We start from the raw sequence: 15,712 nt of genomic DNA, 5'->3' as shown, positions 1-15,712 counted from the left end.
TGTCGCACACCCGGCGGGGGTAGCGTGAGGCCGTGCCAGCCCAGCCCCTCAGCGACCTCGTCCACCCGACGTGGGTCCCGGCGCTCGAGCCGGTGGCCGACACCATCACCGCGATGGGCGAGTTCCTGCGCGCCGAGGTCGCGGCCGGCCGCGGCTACCTGCCTGCCGGCGACCGCGTGCTGAGTGCCTTCTCGCTGCCGCTGCCCGACGTGCGCGTGCTCGTCGTCGGCCAGGACCCCTACCCGACCCCCGGCCACCCGGTGGGTCTCAGCTTCAGCGTCGCGCCGGACGTGCGACCGGTCCCCCGGTCGCTGCAGAACATCTACCAGGAGCTCGGCACCGACCTCGGCCTGCCGACGCCGGGCAACGGCGACCTGACGCCGTGGTTCGAGCGCGGCGTCATGCTGCTCAACCGGGTCCTGTCGGTCCGCCCCGGGGCGAGCGCCAGCCACCAGGGCAAGGGCTGGGAAACCGTGACGGCACAGGCGATCTCGGCTCTCGCGTCGCGCGGCGGGCCGCTCGTCGCCATCCTCTGGGGACGGCAGGCGCAGTCCCTCGCGCCGATGCTCGGCGACGTGCCGCGCATCGAGTCGGCCCACCCGTCGCCGCTCTCCGCCCGCTCCGGCTTCTTCGGCTCGCGGCCCTTCAGCCGCACCAACGACCTCCTCGCCCAGCAGGGCGCGGCTCCCATCGACTGGAGGCTGACATGACCCAGCCCACCCCCGAGGTCTCCGGGCCGACGGTCTGGACCCGTTTCGTCGCCATCGGCGACTCCTTCACCGAAGGCATGTGCGACGACGACCCGACGTTCGGCCACGACGGCGAGTTCGCCGGCTGGGCCGACCGGCTCGCGTCGCACCTCTCGGAGATCGCCCGTGCCGACGGGCTCGACTTCGGCTACGCCAACCTCGCCGTGCGCGGCCGCAAGCTCGCCGACGTCGTCGGGCCCCAGCTCGAGGACGCCCTGTCTCTGCAGCCCGACCTCGTCAGCATCGTCGGTGGCGGCAACGACATCCTCCGGCCCAAGGCCGACCTCGACGGCCTCGCCGCCCGGCTCGAGGCCGCCGTGGCCCGGATCCGGGCGACCGGCGCCGACGTGCTCATGGCGACCCCCGTCGACCCCGCGGACGCCCCACTCGTCAAGGCCACCCGCGGCCGGGCCGCGATCCACACCGCCAACATCTGGAGCATCGCCCGGCGCAACGGCGCCCACGTCATCGACCAGTGGGGCCTGCACGCGCTGCGCGACTGGCGGATGTGGAGCGAGGACCGCATCCACATGACGACCGAGGGCCACCGCCGCGTCGCCCTCGCGGCCCTCGAGGCCCTCGGGCACACCCCGGCCGAGACCGACTGGGCCACACCGCTCGAGCCCGCTCCCCCGATCGGCCGCCGCGAGGCGCTCCAGGCCAACGCGCAGTGGGCCAAGGAGTACGTCGGCCCGTGGGTGCACCGCCGCCTCACCGGCCGCAGCTCGGGCGACCACCGCCAGGCCAAGCGCCCCGACGTGACCCCGTTCGGCTGACGTCCAACCCCTGCCACGTCCAGCAGGCTCCCAGCCATCTCCCAGACGGCTGCAGCCACGTCCTGCACCGGAGGCGACGCTTTACCGCGGGTTCTTCGGAACATGTCCAGAACGCCCTGAGAATCTCCTGAACTTTTCCGCTTTGACCTCTAGTGCGAGGTAGGTCGGAAGTGATTAGGTCTCCCTCGGGTCGCGTGCGGGGGTGCCGGCTCTCCATCCATCACACAACGTGCGGCTCCCGACCGGGGCCGCACGTCATGCGCACCGACGGCCAACGAGCCGTCGAACGAGGAGGATCCGTGCGTAGGACGTCAGTGGGGCTGCTCAGCCTCGCCCTGGCAGCGGGTATGGGGGTGACCGTCGGAGTGCCGATGGTCGGCGCCGTTCCCACCACCAGCCCGAACACCGTGCAGGCGGGCGACACCGCCGCACCCGCGCAGTCCGACGAGCTCTCGAGCCCCCAGCAGGAGAAGGCGCGAGCCCTCAAGAAGCGGGCCGTCACCGAGGTGCTCGACGGCAAGGCCACGACCGTCAAGAAGGGCGCGAGCACGATCGCCAAGATCTCCGGCGCGAAGAAGCCCGGGGGCGGCACGACCGACGAGTACGTCGAGGTCGGCCGTGAGGGCACCGACAAGATCTTCGTCGTCCTCGCCGAGTTCGGAAACCAGCGCAGTCCCGCCTACCCGGACGTCGACTCCGACCCGGCGACGCCTGGTCCGACGACGTGGGACGGCCCGCTGCACAACGCGATCCCGCAGCCCGACCGCACGCTCGACAACTCGACGAACTGGAACGCGAACTCCAGCCGCGACTACTTCCAGAACCTCTACTTCGGAAACGGCGGCACCATCGGCGCCGGCGGTGCCCAGGAGACCGTCAAGCAGTGGTACGAGCGCCAGAGCTCGGGCCGTTACAGCATCGACGGACAGGTCTCCGACTGGGTCAAGGTGCCCTACAACGAGGCTCGCTACGGTCGCGACTCCTGCGGTTCGCACGTGTGCACCAACACGTGGGCCCTCGTTCGCGACGCCGTCAACCAGTGGGTCGCCGACCAGAAGGCCAAGGGCCAGTCCGACGCCCAGATCAAGTCGACCCTGGCGACCTACGACCAGTGGGACCGCTACGACGCAGACGGTGACGGCAACTTCAACGAGCCCGACGGCTACATCGACCACTTCCAGATCGTGCACGCGGGCGGCGACCAGGCCGACGGTGACCCGATCCAGGGCGAGGACGCCATCTGGTCGCACCGCTGGTTCGCGTACTACAACACGGCCGGCAGCCAGGGCCCCGATGGCAACCTCAACGGTGGCACGCAGATCGGCAACACCGGCCTCTGGGTCGGCGACTACACGATCCAGCCCGAGAACGGCGGCATGTCCGTCTTCACGCACGAGTACGGCCACGACCTCGGGCTCCCCGACCTCTACGACTCAGCCACCGGCGCCGACAACGGCGTCAACTGGTGGTCGATGATGGCGCAGAGCCGTCAGGCCGGCGCCAAGGACAAGTCGATCGGTTCGCGCGGCAGCGACTTCGGCGCGTGGGAGAAGTTGCAGCTCGGGTGGCTCGACTACAAGTACATCCCGAGCGTCACGTCGACCGGCACCACGGTCGACCTCGGCCCGCACGAGTACAACTCGGCCAAGAAGCAGGCCGTCATCGTGGGCCTTCCGAAGAAGAACGTCGTCACGAAGCTCGCCGCCCCCTACGAGGGCAGCAAGACGTGGTACGGCGGCCGGGTCGACGCGACGAACGCGACCATGTCGCGGGACGTCACGCTGGCCGCGGGCACCTCGACGCTGACGTTCCAGACGAACTACTTCATCGAGGACTGCACCTGCGACTTCGCCTACGTCGAGGTCAACGACGGCTCCGGCTGGACGACGGTCAAGGGCAACATCACCGGTGACGAGAACAACGGCATCACCGGCACGACCGATGACAAGTGGGTGCCGGCGACGTTCGACCTGAGCGCCTGGGCGGGCAAGACGGTGAGCCTCCGCTTCCGCTACGCCACTGACCCGGCGTACACGGAGCGCGGCTTCTTCGTCGACGCCGTCAAGGTGGTCTCGGGTGGCGCCACGATCGTCGACTCGGGCGCCGAGACCGGCGACGAGGGCTGGACGCTGAACGGCTTCTCTGCCGTGGGCGCCGAGACGACGAGCCAGTTCAGCAACTACTACATCGCGTCGCACCGTGACTACGTCTCGTTCGACCAGTACCTGCAGAGCGGACCGTACAACTTCGGCTGGCTCAACACGAAGCCCGACTTCGTCGAGCACTTCCCGTACCAGGACGGGCTGCTCATCAGCTACTGGGACCTCTCGCAGGCCGACAACAACACGGGCGTGCACCCGGGTGAGGGCGAGATCCTGCCGATCGATGCGAACCCGGCTCCGGTGCCGCTGAGTGACGGCACGGTGCTGCGTCCGCGCATCGCCGGCTACGACGCTCCGTTCTCGCTGGAGACGTCCGACTCGTTCACGTACCACAAGAACAGCGTCGGCTACCGGATCACGGGCAAGCCTGCCCAGCCGGCCTTCGACGACAGCAAGCCGTACTGGTACTCGAGCACCCCGACCACGGGTGTGAAGGTCCAGAACAACGGCGTCAACATCGGCATCACGGGCCAGAGCGGCACCTCGATGACGGTCAAGGTGTGGCTCCGCTGACGCGGATCCCCCTGTGAGACAGTGAGGCCCGCCCCCTTTGGGGAGGCGGGCCTCACTGCTTCAGGAGGCGTATCCCGCTCGGCTCGGTTGCGCTGGACGGCAACCGGACGGCATACGCCCTCGGCGCAGGATCAGACGGAGGCTGCGAACGCCTTCTCGAAGATGTCGAGACCCTCGGAGAGCAGCTCGTCGCCCGCGGCGAGCGGCGGGAGGAAGCGGAAGACGTTGCCGTAGGTGCCGCACGTCAGGGTCACGAGGCCCTCGGCGTGGCAGGCCTGGTTGACGGCTCCGGTCAGAGCGGCGTTGGGCGTGAGGTCGCCGGCGCCGTTGACGAGCTCGACGGCGAGCATGGCCCCGCGGCCGCGGATGTCGCCGATCTGGGGGTACTTCTCGGCGAGGGCCTGCAGGCGCGGGACGAAGAGGGCCTCGACCTGCTTGGCGCGGCCGCAGAGGTCCTCCTCCTTCATCGTCTCGATGGCGCCGAGGGCAGAGGCGCAGGCGACGGGGTTGCCGCCGTAGGTGCCGCCGAGGCCACCGCCGTGGATGGAGTCCATGACGTCGGCACGGCCGGTGACGCCGGCGAGCGGGAGCCCGCCGGCCATGCCCTTGGCCGTCGTGATGAGGTCGGGCACGACGCCCTCGTACTCGCTCGCGAACCAGTCACCGGTGCGGCAGAAGCCGGTCTGCACCTCGTCGGCGATGAAGAGGATGCCGTTGTCGGCACACCAGTCGGCGACCTGCTTGACGAATCCCGGTGCGGGGACGATGAATCCGCCCTCGCCCTGGATCGGCTCGAGGATGACGGCGGCGAGGTTGTCCTCCCCCACCTGCGCGTGCACCTGCGTGACGAACGCGTCGAAGCTCTCCTTGGCGCAGTCGGCCGCGCCACCGGGCCAGCGGTAGGGGTAGCTCATCGGCGCGCGGTAGACCTCGCCCGCAAAGGGTCCGAACCTGTGCTTGTAGGGCATGTTCTTGGCCGTCAGTGCCATTGTGAGGTTGGTGCGCCCGTGGTAGGCGTGGTCGAACGCGACGACGGCGTTGCGGCCGGTGAAGTGGCGGGCGACCTTGACGGCGTTCTCGACGGCCTCGGCGCCCGAGTTGAAGAGCGCGGTGCGCTTGTCGTGATCGCCGGGCGTCAGGTCGTTGAGGGCCTCGGCGACCTCGAGGTACTCCTCGTAGGGGGTCACCATGAAGCACGTGTGGGTGAAGTCCTGCACCTGCGCGGTGACGCGGTCGACGACGCGCGGCGCGGCGTTGCCGACGGTCGTCACGGCGATGCCGGAGCCGAAGTCGATGAGCTGGTTGCCGTCGACGTCGACGAGGATGCCGCCGCCGGCGCGCTCGACGTAGACCGGCAGACCGGTGGAGACTCCGGCGGACACGGCCGCCGTCTTGCGGGCCTGGAGCGCGGCCGACTTGGGGCCGGGGATCGCGGTCTGCAGGAGCCGCTGCTGGGGGACGTTGCTCATGCCCGTCAGTATGCCGCCCGGACGCCTCCGAGTGGAACCCGGGTCGGCGTGCGCGCACCTGCTCATTCCGTACTCGAACGCCGCGTTCGGTCACGAACTCAGCGGCAGAACGCTGAGTTCACGACCGAACGCGTCGTTCGGCGTCAGTGGACGGGACGGACGACCCGGTACCGCAGGTGGACGGTCTCCGGGGTGCCCACCGCCTCGAGCAGCTCGAGGTCGACGTGGCCGACGTCGAGACCGGCGAACATCGGCGTGCCACGGCCGAAGAGCACCGGGGCGACGTGCAACGAGACCTCGTCGACGAGCCCGGCCGCGAGACACTGGCGGCCGAGGTCCGCCCCGCCCATGACGGTCACGGTGCGACCACCGGCCGCGGCGCGGGCCTGGTCCAGAGCGGACTCGATCCCGCCCGTGACGAACGTGTAGACGCCGCCCTCGGGCACCGAGCCGGGCGCCGGGGCCTCGTGGGTGACGACGAAGACCGGGCGTCGGGCGTCGCCCGACGGGCCGTCGGCGCCCCAGCCCGGGATCGCGTGGTCGTAGGTGGTGCGGCCATCGACCACGGCGCCGAGGTCGGTGACGGCACGCTCGAGGTAGTCCCGGTCGACGAGCCAGCCGTGCAGCTGCTCGCCGCCCGGTCCGAGCGGCTCCTCGGCGGTCTGCGGTGCGGCGGTGACGAACCCGTCGAGGGACAGGCTGAGGTCGAAGACGGTCCTGCTCATGGCTCCTCCTCGGTGACGGGTCTGTGTCGTGTCGTGACGTGTCCTGCGCTGACCGGCGGCACACCCTGTCGTCGTGCCGCCGGCCGGCGGTCAGAGCTCGACGCCCTCGCCGAAACGGCCGCGGGCCTCGTGCGGGATGAGCGGCTTCTCGGCCCGGACCTTGAGCTCCTGGACGGCCCACGAGTTGCCGTCCGGGTCGGAGAAGCCGAAGAACGTACCCCCGTCGCGCGGGTCGATGACCTGGACCTCGGAACACTCGACGCCCCGGCCGACGAGCTCCGCGTGCGCCGCGGCGGCGTCGGACACGACGAGCTGGATGCCGTGCAGCGACCCCGGCGCCATGGCCTTCTGCGAGGGCAGGTCGCCGATGACGATCGAACACCCCGACCCGCGCGGCGTGAGCTGCGCGACGTGCATGTGCTCGTTCCTCGTGTCGTGGTCGAGGGCGAACCCGACCTGGTCGCGGTAGAAGGCGATCGCGGCCCCGAGGTCGCTGACCGGCACGATGACGACCTCGAGCGTCCAGTCCACGGCGCTCAGCCCTGGGCCGAGGCGGACGCGGATGCGGATGCAGAGGCCGACGCGGCGACGAGCTCCTCGAGCCGCTCGTAGCCCTGGGCCATGCCCTGCTCCATGCCGCTCTCGACCATCATGTCGCGACCCTCGACCGTGCGGCCGATGCTGCGGCCCTCGAGCCGGCAGCGACCGTCGCCCAGGTCGACGAAGTGCATGAACTCGATGGCGACCTCGTCGGGCGCGCCCTCGAACTCGAAGGTCTGGACGGCGAAGTCGTTGTCGCGGACCGTGTGGAACGTGCCATGGAAGCCGTAGACGTTGTCGCCGTCGCGGTGGGTGTAGCGGTAGCCGCCGCCGGACGTGAAGTCCCAGCGCTCGATCTGCATCTCGTAGCCCCGCGGGCCGAGCCACTGGCGGACGAGCTCGGGGTCGCGGTGGGCGTTGAACACGGCCTCGACGGGGGCGTCGAACTCGCGGGTGAAGTCGATCCACGGCACGCCGGCGGGGATGTCGAGGGTGAGTGAGTTGGTCATGACTGCTGCTCCTTGTCGGTGTTCTGCGTGGTTGCCGCAGGTGCTGCGGGTGGGGTGCTGCGCTCGAGCACGGCGTCGAGCGACCGGAACCGCTGCTCGGCGGCGAGCCGGTAGCGGTCGATCCAGGCCGTCATCGCCTCGAGGCGAGCGGCCTCGAGGTGGACCGGGCGGCGCTGGGCGTCGCGGGTCCGGCTCACCAGGCCGGCCAGCTCGAGCACCTGGATGTGCTTGCTGACGGCCTGCTTGCTGATCTCGAACGGTTCGGCGAGCTCGTTGACGGTCGCCGCGCCCCGGCTGAGGCGGGCGATGATGGCGCGCCGGACGGGATCGGCCAGGGCCGCGAAGGCGCGGTCGAGGTCCGCATCCGAGACGGGCGAGAGAATCATGGTCAACTAACTCCTTGATCAACTAATGCATTGATTAAAACTCACGAACGTCCCCCCGTCAACCCCCTTTCCGACGAGCCTCGCGACCCACCCACCGAGCGGTCGCCGTCGAGTCGCGCACGCGGCATACGCAAGCACTCCATGTCCGCAGGTGCGGGTGTAGGGTCACGGTCATGCCGCATCTGCGTATCACCGAGGCCGCCTCCCTCCTCGGCGTCTCCGACGACACAGTGCGTCGCATGGTCGACTCCGGCCGCCTCGACGGGTCCACCGACGACGCCGGCCGCCGGACCGTGGACGGCGCCCAGCTCGCAGCCGTGGCCCAGGAGCTCGCGCATCCGGCTGCGGTCGGCACCATCGGGGGTGCGTCCGCCCGCAACCGGATGCGCGGCATCGTCACCGCCATCACGAAGGACACCGTCATGGCCAAGGTCGAGCTCCAGTGCGGGCCGTTCCGCATCGTCTCGCTGCTCTCGAGCGAGTCCGTCGACGACCTCGCGCTCGAGGTCGGTTCCGTCGCCGTCGCCAGCGTCAAGTCGACCCACGTCGTCGTGGAGGTCCCCGCATGAGCACGCCGCTCCCCCGAACCCCCCGAACCCCCCGAACCCCCCGAACCCCCCGAACCCCGCGAGCCACCCGAAGCCCCCGCCACACCCTCGCGCCCACCGTCGCCGCCCTCGCCGCTGCCACCGCCCTGCTCCTCGCCGGCTGCGGCAGCTCCACCCCGTCCGCCGACGGCACCGGGCAACCGGGGAAGTCCGGTGCCTCGGCGGCCTCCCTCCAGGGCACCGTGACGGTCCTCGCCGCTGCGTCGCTGACCGAGTCGTTCGACCAGCTGAAGAAGGACTTCGAGGCGGCCCACCCGGGGGTCACCGTCGAGACCTCCTACGGCTCCAGCGCGACCCTCGTGCAGCAGGTCGACAACGGTGCGCCCGCGTCGGTCATCGCCCTCGCCGGCACGGCCGCGGCCAAGCCGCTCGACCAGGGCATGGTCAAGGACACGAAGACCTTTGCGACCAACGTCCTCGAGATCGCCGTCCCCCCGAGCAACCCCGGCGCCGTCGCCTCGATCAACGACCTCGCGAAGCCGAGCGTCAAGGTCGTCCTCTGCGCCGACACCGTGCCGTGCGGCAAGGCCGCGCAGGCCACCTTCGCCAAGGCCCGGATCGTGCCCAACGTCGTGAGCAAGGAGGTCGACGTCAAGGCGACCCTCTCCAAGGTCAAGCTCGCCGAGGCCGACGCTGCCGTGGTCTACCACTCCGACGTCGTCGCGGCGAAGGACGCCGTCACGGGCGTCGAGATCCCCGCGCAGTTCAACACGAGCCTCTCCTACCCCGTCATCACGCTCTCCGACGACACGGCGACCCAGGCCTTCGTCGCCTACCTGCTGAGCGCCGAGGGCCTGGCCACCGTGCAGTCGTTCGGCTTCGGCGCGCCCTGAGCGGCGCCCCGTCCGGCCACCGGCAGGATGACCTGACATGAGGTATGCCGCCCGGTGGCGTTCGCGCGTCGCGCTCGGCGTGCCGGCGGCGCTCGCACTGCTCCTGCTCGTCGTGCCGCTCGTGGCGCTGCTGCTCCGCGCGGACTGGGCCCGCATCCCGTCCGACCTCGCGACCCCGACCGTCCTGCCGGCGCTGCGGCTCTCGCTGACGACGACGTCGGTCACGGCCGTCCTGTGCCTGCTGCTCGGCACTCCCCTGGCCTGGTTCCTCGCCCGCTCCGAGCACCGGGCCACGAGCTGGGTCCGCGCGCTGCTCACCGTGCCCCTGGTCCTGCCGCCCGTCGTCGGTGGCGTCGCCCTGCTCATGACGTGGGGGCGTAACGGCCTCATCGGCCAGTACCTGACGCCCTTCGGCATCCAGATCCCGTTCACGACGGTGGCCGTCGTGCTCGCCGAGACCTTCGTGGCGATGCCCTACTACGTCCTTGCCGTCGAGGGTGCGATGCGCGGACTCGACCCCCGGCTCGAGTCCGTGGCCCGCACGCTCGGGGCGAGCGACGTGCGCTACCTGCGCACCGTGGGGATCCCGCTCGTGCTGCCCGGCATCGCGAGCGGACTCGCCCTCGCGTGGGCGCGGGCGCTCGGCGAGTTCGGCGCCACGATCACCTTCGCCGGCAACTTCCAGGGTCGCACCCAGACCCTGCCGCTGCTCGTCTACGTCGAGCTCGAGCGCGACCCGCAGGTGGCCGTCTCGATCAGCATCATGCTGCTCGCGGTCAGCGTGCTCGTGCTCGGCGTGCTGCGCGGGCGGTGGCTCCGATGAGCGCCGCGAGCCGCGTCGGCGCCGGACTCGATGCGCGGATCCGCCTGTCCCGCGGCGAGATCGAGGTGGACGTGGCCCTGACCGCCGAGCCCGGCCAGGTCATCGGCGTCCTCGGCCCCAACGGCAGCGGCAAGACCACCACGGTCCTCGCACTCGCCGGCGTGCTGCACCTCGCCGAGGGCCACGTCCGGGTCGGCGGCCAGGTGTGGGACGACGGACGGCACCGCCTCGCCCCGGAGCAGCGCGCCGTCGGGCTCATGCTCGCCGACAGCCTGCTCTTCCCCCACCTGCGCGCCCTCGACAACGTCGCCTACGGCCCGCGCAGCCGCGGCGTCGGGCGGCACGAGGCGCGAGACCGCGCCCGCACCGAGCTCGAGCGCGTCGGCCTCTCCGACCGAGCCGCCTCGCGCCCCCGCGAGCTCTCGTCGGGACAGCAGGCGCGCGTGGCCCTCGCCCGCGCCCTGGCCACCGACCCGGCGCTCCTGCTCCTCGACGAGCCGCTCGCGGCCCTCGACCCCGACACGCGCGCACGGACACGGAGCGACCTCGCAGCCCGCCTCACGGCATACGACGGCGTCACGGTGCTCGTCACCCACGACCCGCTCGACGCGCTGACGCTCGCCGACCACCTCGTCTTCGTCGAGGACGGTCGGGTGACGCAGTTCGGCACGCCCGCCGAGGTGCTGAGCGAGCCCCGGAGCGCCTACGTCGGCACCGTCGTCGGGCTCAATCTGTATGCCGCACAAGGCGATTCGCACGGTCACGTGCACACCGCGGACGGTGGGCTGATCGTCACCACGAGCCCGACCGAAGGGGCCGTGTGGGCGACGGTCCCACCGAGCGCCGTGTCGCTGCACCGTCACCACCCGGAAGGGTCGCCGCGCAACGCCTGGCGCCTGCGCATCGCGTCCGTGACCATGCAGGGCCAGTCGGCCCGCATCGGTCTCGTGGGCGAGGTGCCGCTCACCGCCGAGGTGACGCTCGAGTCGGTCACGGCGCTGGGGCTGCAGGTCGGCCACGACGTCTGGGCGGCCGTCAAGGCCACCGAGGTGCGCACCTACCCGCGCTGAGCCTGACCCTCCACCCTCTTCCACTCGAGTGGCCGCTGCGTCACTCTGGCCCCATGTCGGGGGTGGTACGCGTGGGGCCGGGAGGCCACTCGAGTGTGACGGACCGCCCACTCGACGGCGTTGTGGTGCGGCGGACGCGGAGGAAGGCCAGCACGGACGGCAGCTGCACGACCGCCGCCACGAGGAGCGCGACGGGGATCGACGTCCGCGTCGCGAGCGCCCCGAGCGGCGGCCCGCCCGTGACCTGGCCGATCGCGTTGGCCTGGCTGTTCATCGACAGCACCGTCGCCCGCGACGACGACTCGAGGTTGCGGTTGAGCCATGTCGCTTGGATCGGCGCGCTGAAGGCGCTGCTCGCGTTGTGCAGCCACAGCGCCGCGAGGACGAGCCACAGGTTGCCGAGCAGCGCGACCCCGACGACGGCGACGACCTGCGCCGCGGCAGCGAGGGCGACCGGCAGTCCCGGGTTCTCCTCGACCACCCGGGCGGGGAGCCAGCGGCTGCTCGCACCCGACGCGAGCAGCGAGATGACCGACCCGATGAGCGCGAACACGGTGAACGCCACGGCGGGATCGCTGCCGAGGAACGACGGCATCGCGAAGGTGTCGAGCACACGCACCTGCCAGAGCCGGTCGAAGACCTCGCTCGACAGGCCGACGAGCACGCTGACGAGGAGGAAGACGCGCACGACCCGCCGCCCGCGAGCGACGGCGAGACCCGCGACGAACTGGTCCTTGAGGTGTCCGAAGGTCTCACGGTCACCGCGGGGCGTCGGGTGGAAGTGGCGCTCGGGCATCGCCACCGCGAGGCCCACGGCGAGGAGCACGAGCGTCACGCCGGCCACGACGATCGGCACCCGGAGGGCGATGAGACCGAGACCGCCCGCGGCCAGCGTGCCGAGGAAGCCGAAGGCGAGGTCGAGCTGGGTCTCGCGCGTGAAGACAGGAGCGACGTGCTCCTCACCCACCTCGTCGGTGATCCACGCCTGCAGCGCACCGGACGTGAAGGTGTAGCCGATGCCCCAGATGACGTTGCCGACGACCGCGGCGGCGAAGGTCGCGAGGACGCCCTCGACGGCGAAGCCGACTCCGACGAGTAAGAAGCCGATGATCACCGAGACGCGGCGGCTGTGCAGGTCGGCGACGATCCCCGTCGGCACCTCGAAGACGAAGCACGTCGCCTCGAGGACCGTGCCGACGAGGACCATCTGGAACGGGTCGAGGCCGACGACGCGGTACTGGAACACGAGGTTGAGGGTGAAGCACGCCGCGAAGGCGAAGGCCGCCACGGCCGTCAGCACGTAGAAGGTGGACGTCGCGTCCGCCTCGCGCAGCGGACGCCGCAGGAGCGCGAGCACCCTTCGACGGTAGGGCCCACGCGGTGCCCGCGTCGCCGGGGTTTCCGGGGCGTGTGCCGCGGGGCCGGCCGGGCGGCATACGTGGGCTCCGTCGGTGGTGGCTCCGCAGACGACCCGGGCCAACCGGGCACGGCGGTGGCCGGGACCTCAGCGGTCCCGGCCACCGGTCGGGCGCTCAGGGGAGCGCGAGGAAGGCGTTGCGCAGCAGGGGCTGGTTGTTGACGAAGCCGTAGCTCGCGCACGCGGCCGCGCTGCACGAGACGCGCGAGTCGACGCCGACCCGCATGTCGATGTGCAGGTGGGAGTCGGTGCAGAGGGCGTGGTACTTCGTGCCGACGTAGCCGATGCGCTGGCCCTTGGTCACCGACTGCCCGACCGAGACCACCGGCGCGGGGCTGTCGTCCATGTGGGCGAAGTACCAGAGTCGGCCGAAGCCGTCCTTGACCGTGACGGTGCTGCCGACACTGTCGCAGCCGGTGCTGCCCGCGCGGATGTTCTTCGTCATGACCGTCCCGTTGACCGGCGAGAGGACCGAGGTGCCGGTCGCGGCGAAGATGTCGGCAGCGTTGTAGTCGTGGTGGCAGTTGACCTTGCTGTCCCAGCACCAGTGCGGCGTGCGGTTCTTGATGTCGGCCTGGTTGACCGAGAGCGGGAAGCGCAGCGACGCGTCGCCGATGATCTGCGAGGCGTTGTTGTTCTTGACGTTGGAGTTGAGGTCGACCTGGGCGCCGTTGGGCACCTCGTCGTAGACGCCGCCGAAGTCGCTGTTGTAGAAGACGAAGACCGACGTCCCGGTGCGGTTCCAGACCGACGCCGTGTTGTTCTTGACGCACTGGCCCTGGCCCGAGCCGCTGCTGACGAACTCGATGCACCCCGAGCCGGTGCCGTAGTCGCGCTGCGAGTTGACGAGGTCGACGCGCGACCCGGCGTTGCCGCTGTTGTAGTAGAGACAGAACTCGCCGGACTCGCACACCCCGTTGCGGGCCGTGGCGTTGGCGTTCGGCGCGGTGCCGACGAGGGCGGCTGCGACGCCGAGCACGGCGACCAGTCCGACTGCGAATCTCCTGAACATCTCGTGTCCTTCCGAGCGATGAGGTGGTGCCCTGTACGAGCCACTGAACCGACGCGGCCTAACAAGCGGCTAACCCCTCGACCACCGGGTCCGTCTCACACTTTGGACGAAATGCTCGGACGTCCTAGTATCGATCCATGCCAGCGACGAGGCTGATGCCGACCGACGAAGCCACCGACCTGATCGAGCTGACGCGAGAGATCTGCCGCAAGGACCTCGCGCCGAAGGTCGACGACGCCGAACGCGCCCGCACCTTTCCCGAGGAGACCTTCCGCACCCTGGGCCGGGCGGGCCTGCTGTCGCTGCCCTACCCCGAGGAGTTCGGTGGGGCCGACCAGCCCTACGAGGTCTATCTCCAGGTCGTCGAGGAGATCGCGTCCGTCTGGATGAGCGTGGCCGTCGGCGTCAGCGTGCACAGCCTCACGGCCTACCCCGTCGCGACCTTCGGCACCCGCGAGCAGCAGGAGGCCCTGCTGCCCGGGATGCTCTCGGGCGAGCAGCTCGGTGCCTACTGCCTCTCCGAGCCCCTGGCCGGCTCCGACATCGCCTCGATGACGACGCGGGCGACCCGCACCGACGACGGCTGGTCGCTCAAGGGCACCAAGGCGTGGATCTCGCACGCCGGGCACGCCGACTACTACACGACCTTCGCCCGCACGTCCGACGACGGCGGCAAGGGCCTGTCGACCTTCATCGTCCCCGGTGACGCCGCAGGCCTGACCTTCGCCGAGCCCGAGCGCAAGATGGGCCTGCACTGCGACCCCGTCGCCCAGGTCATGTTCGACGGCGTCCCCGTCGACGGCGCGCGGCTGGTCGGCCGCGAGGGCGACGGCATGAAGATGGCCCTGTCGGCCCTCGACGCGGGACGCCTCGGCATCGCCGCTGCCGCCACGGGCCTGGCCCAGGCCGCCCTCGACGCCGCCGCCGACTACGCGACCGAGCGCCAGCAGTTCGGCCGACGCATCGCCGACTTCCAGGGACTCGCCTTCCTCATCGCCGACATGGAGGCCGCGGTCACCTCGGCCCGTGCCACCTACCTCCACGCGGCCCGCCTCAAGGACGCCGGCCGCGGCTTCGGCAAGGAGGCCGCCGTCGCCAAGCTCATCGCCACCGACGCGGCCATGAAGGTGACCACCGACGCCGTCCAGGTGCTCGGCGGCGCCGGCTACACCGAGGACTTCCCGCTCGAGCGCTACATGCGCGAGGCGAAGGTGACCCAGATCTTCGAGGGCACCAACCAGATCCAGCGCCTCGTCATCTCGCGCCAGCTCCTCGCCCGTTGACGCCGACCGGCATCTGCTCCCGCTGACCTCCCGACGCCCGAAAGGCCTGTCATGCAGCTGAACTCGTCCACCGTCGCCGTCGTCACCGGTGGTGGCTCCGGCCTCGGCGGTGCCACCGCTCGCCGCCTCGTCGCCGACGGCGCCACCGTCGTCATCATCGACCTCGAGGGCTCCACGGCCCCGGCGCTCGTCGACGAGCTCAACGCGCAGCGCGAAGGCAGCGCCGTCTTCGTCGCGGCCGACGTGCGCGACGAGGCCCAGGTGCAGGCCGCGATCGACCGGGCCACCGCGCTCGGCGAGCTGCGCATCGCCGTCAACTGTGCGGGGGTGGCGACACCGGGCCGCGTCATCGGGCGGGGTGGGCCGCTCTCGCTCGACACGTTCAAGACGGTCATCGACATCAACCTTGTCGGCTCGTTCAACGTGCTCCGTCTCGCGGCAGCGGCGATGCTCGGCAACGAGGCCGTCGACGGCGACCGAGGCGTCATCGTCAACACGGCGAGCATCGCCGCCTTCGACGGCCAGATCGGCCAGGCTGCGTACGCCGCGAGCAAGGGCGGCATCGTCGGCCTCACCCTGTCGGCGGCTCGAGACCTCGCGGACAAGGCGATCCGCGTCATGACCGTCGCTCCCGGCACCTTCGAGACGCCGATGCTCGCCGGCCTGCCGGGCGAGGTCAAGGAGGTCCTCGAGAAGCAGGTGCCGCACCCGTCGCGCCTCGGCCGCCCCGAGGAGTACGCCAACCTCGTGCGCCACATCGTCGACAACCCGATGCTCAACGGTGAGGTCATCCGCCTCGACGGCGCCCTGCGTATGCCGCCGCGCTGAGTCGCCCAC

16 protein-coding genes are annotated in these 15,712 nt (G+C 70.9%); 9 read left to right on the top strand and 7 right to left on the bottom strand.

Features of this window, described 5'->3' with window-relative positions; genetic code table 11:
- The first annotated feature begins 32 nt into the window (after positions 1 to 32).
- The 3 genes from AC1DW8_RS02040 to AC1DW8_RS02030 all read left to right on the top strand — a co-directional run bounded on the left by AC1DW8_RS02040 (position 33) and on the right by AC1DW8_RS02030 (position 4,200).
- The gene (locus AC1DW8_RS02040; protein WP_478091506.1) at positions 33 to 710 is read left to right on the top strand and encodes a uracil-DNA glycosylase; all 678 of its coding nucleotides are present in this window, start codon (positions 33 to 35) and stop codon (positions 708 to 710) included.
- A complete protein-coding gene (locus AC1DW8_RS02035; RefSeq protein ID WP_478091504.1) occupies positions 707 to 1,525 on the top strand; it encodes an SGNH/GDSL hydrolase family protein in 819 nt (272 codons plus the stop codon). The genes AC1DW8_RS02040 and AC1DW8_RS02035 overlap by 4 nt, the downstream gene beginning before the upstream one ends.
- A 299-nt stretch (positions 1,526 to 1,824) precedes the next feature.
- Positions 1,825 to 4,200 (top strand): immune inhibitor A domain-containing protein, encoded by a 2,376-nt coding sequence (locus AC1DW8_RS02030; RefSeq protein ID WP_478091502.1) that lies wholly within the window; start codon positions 1,825 to 1,827, stop codon positions 4,198 to 4,200.
- 131 nt (positions 4,201 to 4,331) lie between these two features.
- Here the strand turns inward: AC1DW8_RS02030 and gabT are convergent, their stop codons facing one another.
- From gabT to AC1DW8_RS02005, 5 genes are all read right to left on the bottom strand, one after another.
- Positions 4,332 to 5,669 carry a 4-aminobutyrate--2-oxoglutarate transaminase gene (gabT, locus tag AC1DW8_RS02025; RefSeq protein ID WP_478091500.1) on the bottom strand — a complete coding sequence of 446 codons (1,338 nt, stop codon included), beginning with the start codon at positions 5,667 to 5,669 and terminating at the stop codon, positions 4,332 to 4,334.
- Positions 5,670 to 5,812: 143 nt separating this feature from the next.
- On the bottom strand, positions 5,813 to 6,394 hold the full coding sequence (locus tag AC1DW8_RS02020; RefSeq protein ID WP_478091498.1) for a dihydrofolate reductase family protein: 582 nt from the start codon (positions 6,392 to 6,394) through the stop codon (positions 5,813 to 5,815).
- Between the two features lie 90 nt (positions 6,395 to 6,484).
- Complete coding sequence (locus AC1DW8_RS02015) at positions 6,485 to 6,925, bottom strand: VOC family protein (RefSeq protein ID WP_056771479.1); 441 nt, start codon at positions 6,923 to 6,925, stop codon at positions 6,485 to 6,487.
- A 5-nt stretch (positions 6,926 to 6,930) separates the two neighbouring features.
- The gene (locus AC1DW8_RS02010; RefSeq protein WP_056771482.1) at positions 6,931 to 7,443 is read right to left on the bottom strand and encodes an SRPBCC family protein; all 513 of its coding nucleotides are present in this window, start codon (positions 7,441 to 7,443) and stop codon (positions 6,931 to 6,933) included.
- Positions 7,440 to 7,829, bottom strand: a complete 390-nt coding sequence (locus tag AC1DW8_RS02005; protein ID WP_056771483.1) for an ArsR/SmtB family transcription factor — start codon at positions 7,827 to 7,829, stop codon at positions 7,440 to 7,442. Before AC1DW8_RS02005 ends, AC1DW8_RS02010 begins: the two co-directional genes overlap by 4 nt.
- A gap of 173 nt (positions 7,830 to 8,002) precedes the next feature.
- Here AC1DW8_RS02005 and AC1DW8_RS02000 point away from each other — a divergent pair, with 173 nt between their 5' ends.
- The 4 genes from AC1DW8_RS02000 to AC1DW8_RS01985 are packed head-to-tail and all read left to right on the top strand — an operon-like array spanning position 8,003 to position 11,163.
- Positions 8,003 to 8,398, top strand: coding sequence for a TOBE domain-containing protein (locus AC1DW8_RS02000; RefSeq protein ID WP_020143406.1), 396 nt, complete (start codon positions 8,003 to 8,005; stop codon positions 8,396 to 8,398).
- A complete protein-coding gene (gene modA, locus AC1DW8_RS01995; RefSeq protein ID WP_056771488.1) occupies positions 8,395 to 9,270 on the top strand; it encodes a molybdate ABC transporter substrate-binding protein in 876 nt (291 codons plus the stop codon). The genes AC1DW8_RS02000 and modA overlap by 4 nt, the downstream gene beginning before the upstream one ends.
- A 37-nt stretch (positions 9,271 to 9,307) precedes the next feature.
- Entirely contained in the window at positions 9,308 to 10,093 is a 786-nt protein-coding gene (locus AC1DW8_RS01990) for an ABC transporter permease (RefSeq protein WP_056771491.1), read from the top strand.
- Positions 10,090 to 11,163, top strand: coding sequence for an ABC transporter ATP-binding protein (locus AC1DW8_RS01985; RefSeq protein ID WP_478091493.1), 1,074 nt, complete (start codon positions 10,090 to 10,092; stop codon positions 11,161 to 11,163). Before AC1DW8_RS01990 ends, AC1DW8_RS01985 begins: the two co-directional genes overlap by 4 nt.
- Positions 11,164 to 11,203: 40 nt before the next feature.
- Here AC1DW8_RS01985 and AC1DW8_RS01980 read toward each other — a convergent pair whose 3' ends face one another.
- Together AC1DW8_RS01980 and AC1DW8_RS01975 are read right to left on the bottom strand one after the other, a co-directional pair.
- The gene (locus AC1DW8_RS01980; protein ID WP_478091489.1) at positions 11,204 to 12,520 is read right to left on the bottom strand and encodes an MFS transporter; all 1,317 of its coding nucleotides are present in this window, start codon (positions 12,518 to 12,520) and stop codon (positions 11,204 to 11,206) included.
- Between the two features lie 175 nt (positions 12,521 to 12,695).
- Positions 12,696 to 13,592 carry a peptidoglycan DD-metalloendopeptidase family protein gene (locus AC1DW8_RS01975; RefSeq protein ID WP_082619374.1) on the bottom strand — a complete coding sequence of 299 codons (897 nt, stop codon included), beginning with the start codon at positions 13,590 to 13,592 and terminating at the stop codon, positions 12,696 to 12,698.
- Between the two features lie 137 nt (positions 13,593 to 13,729).
- Between AC1DW8_RS01975 and AC1DW8_RS01970 the strand changes: the two genes are divergently transcribed.
- Both AC1DW8_RS01970 and AC1DW8_RS01965 read left to right on the top strand, forming a co-directional pair.
- Entirely contained in the window at positions 13,730 to 14,875 is a 1,146-nt protein-coding gene (locus tag AC1DW8_RS01970; RefSeq protein ID WP_056771507.1) for an acyl-CoA dehydrogenase family protein, read from the top strand.
- 51 nt (positions 14,876 to 14,926) lie between these two features.
- Positions 14,927 to 15,703: an SDR family NAD(P)-dependent oxidoreductase gene (locus tag AC1DW8_RS01965; protein WP_056771510.1), complete on the top strand. Its 777-nt coding sequence runs from the start codon at positions 14,927 to 14,929 to the stop codon at positions 15,701 to 15,703.
- The last annotated feature ends 9 nt before the right edge of the window (positions 15,704 to 15,712 follow it).

This window comes from Terrabacter sp. P2_E3 (assembly GCF_056403915.1).
This window is presented reverse-complemented; position numbering and strand designations above follow the sequence as displayed.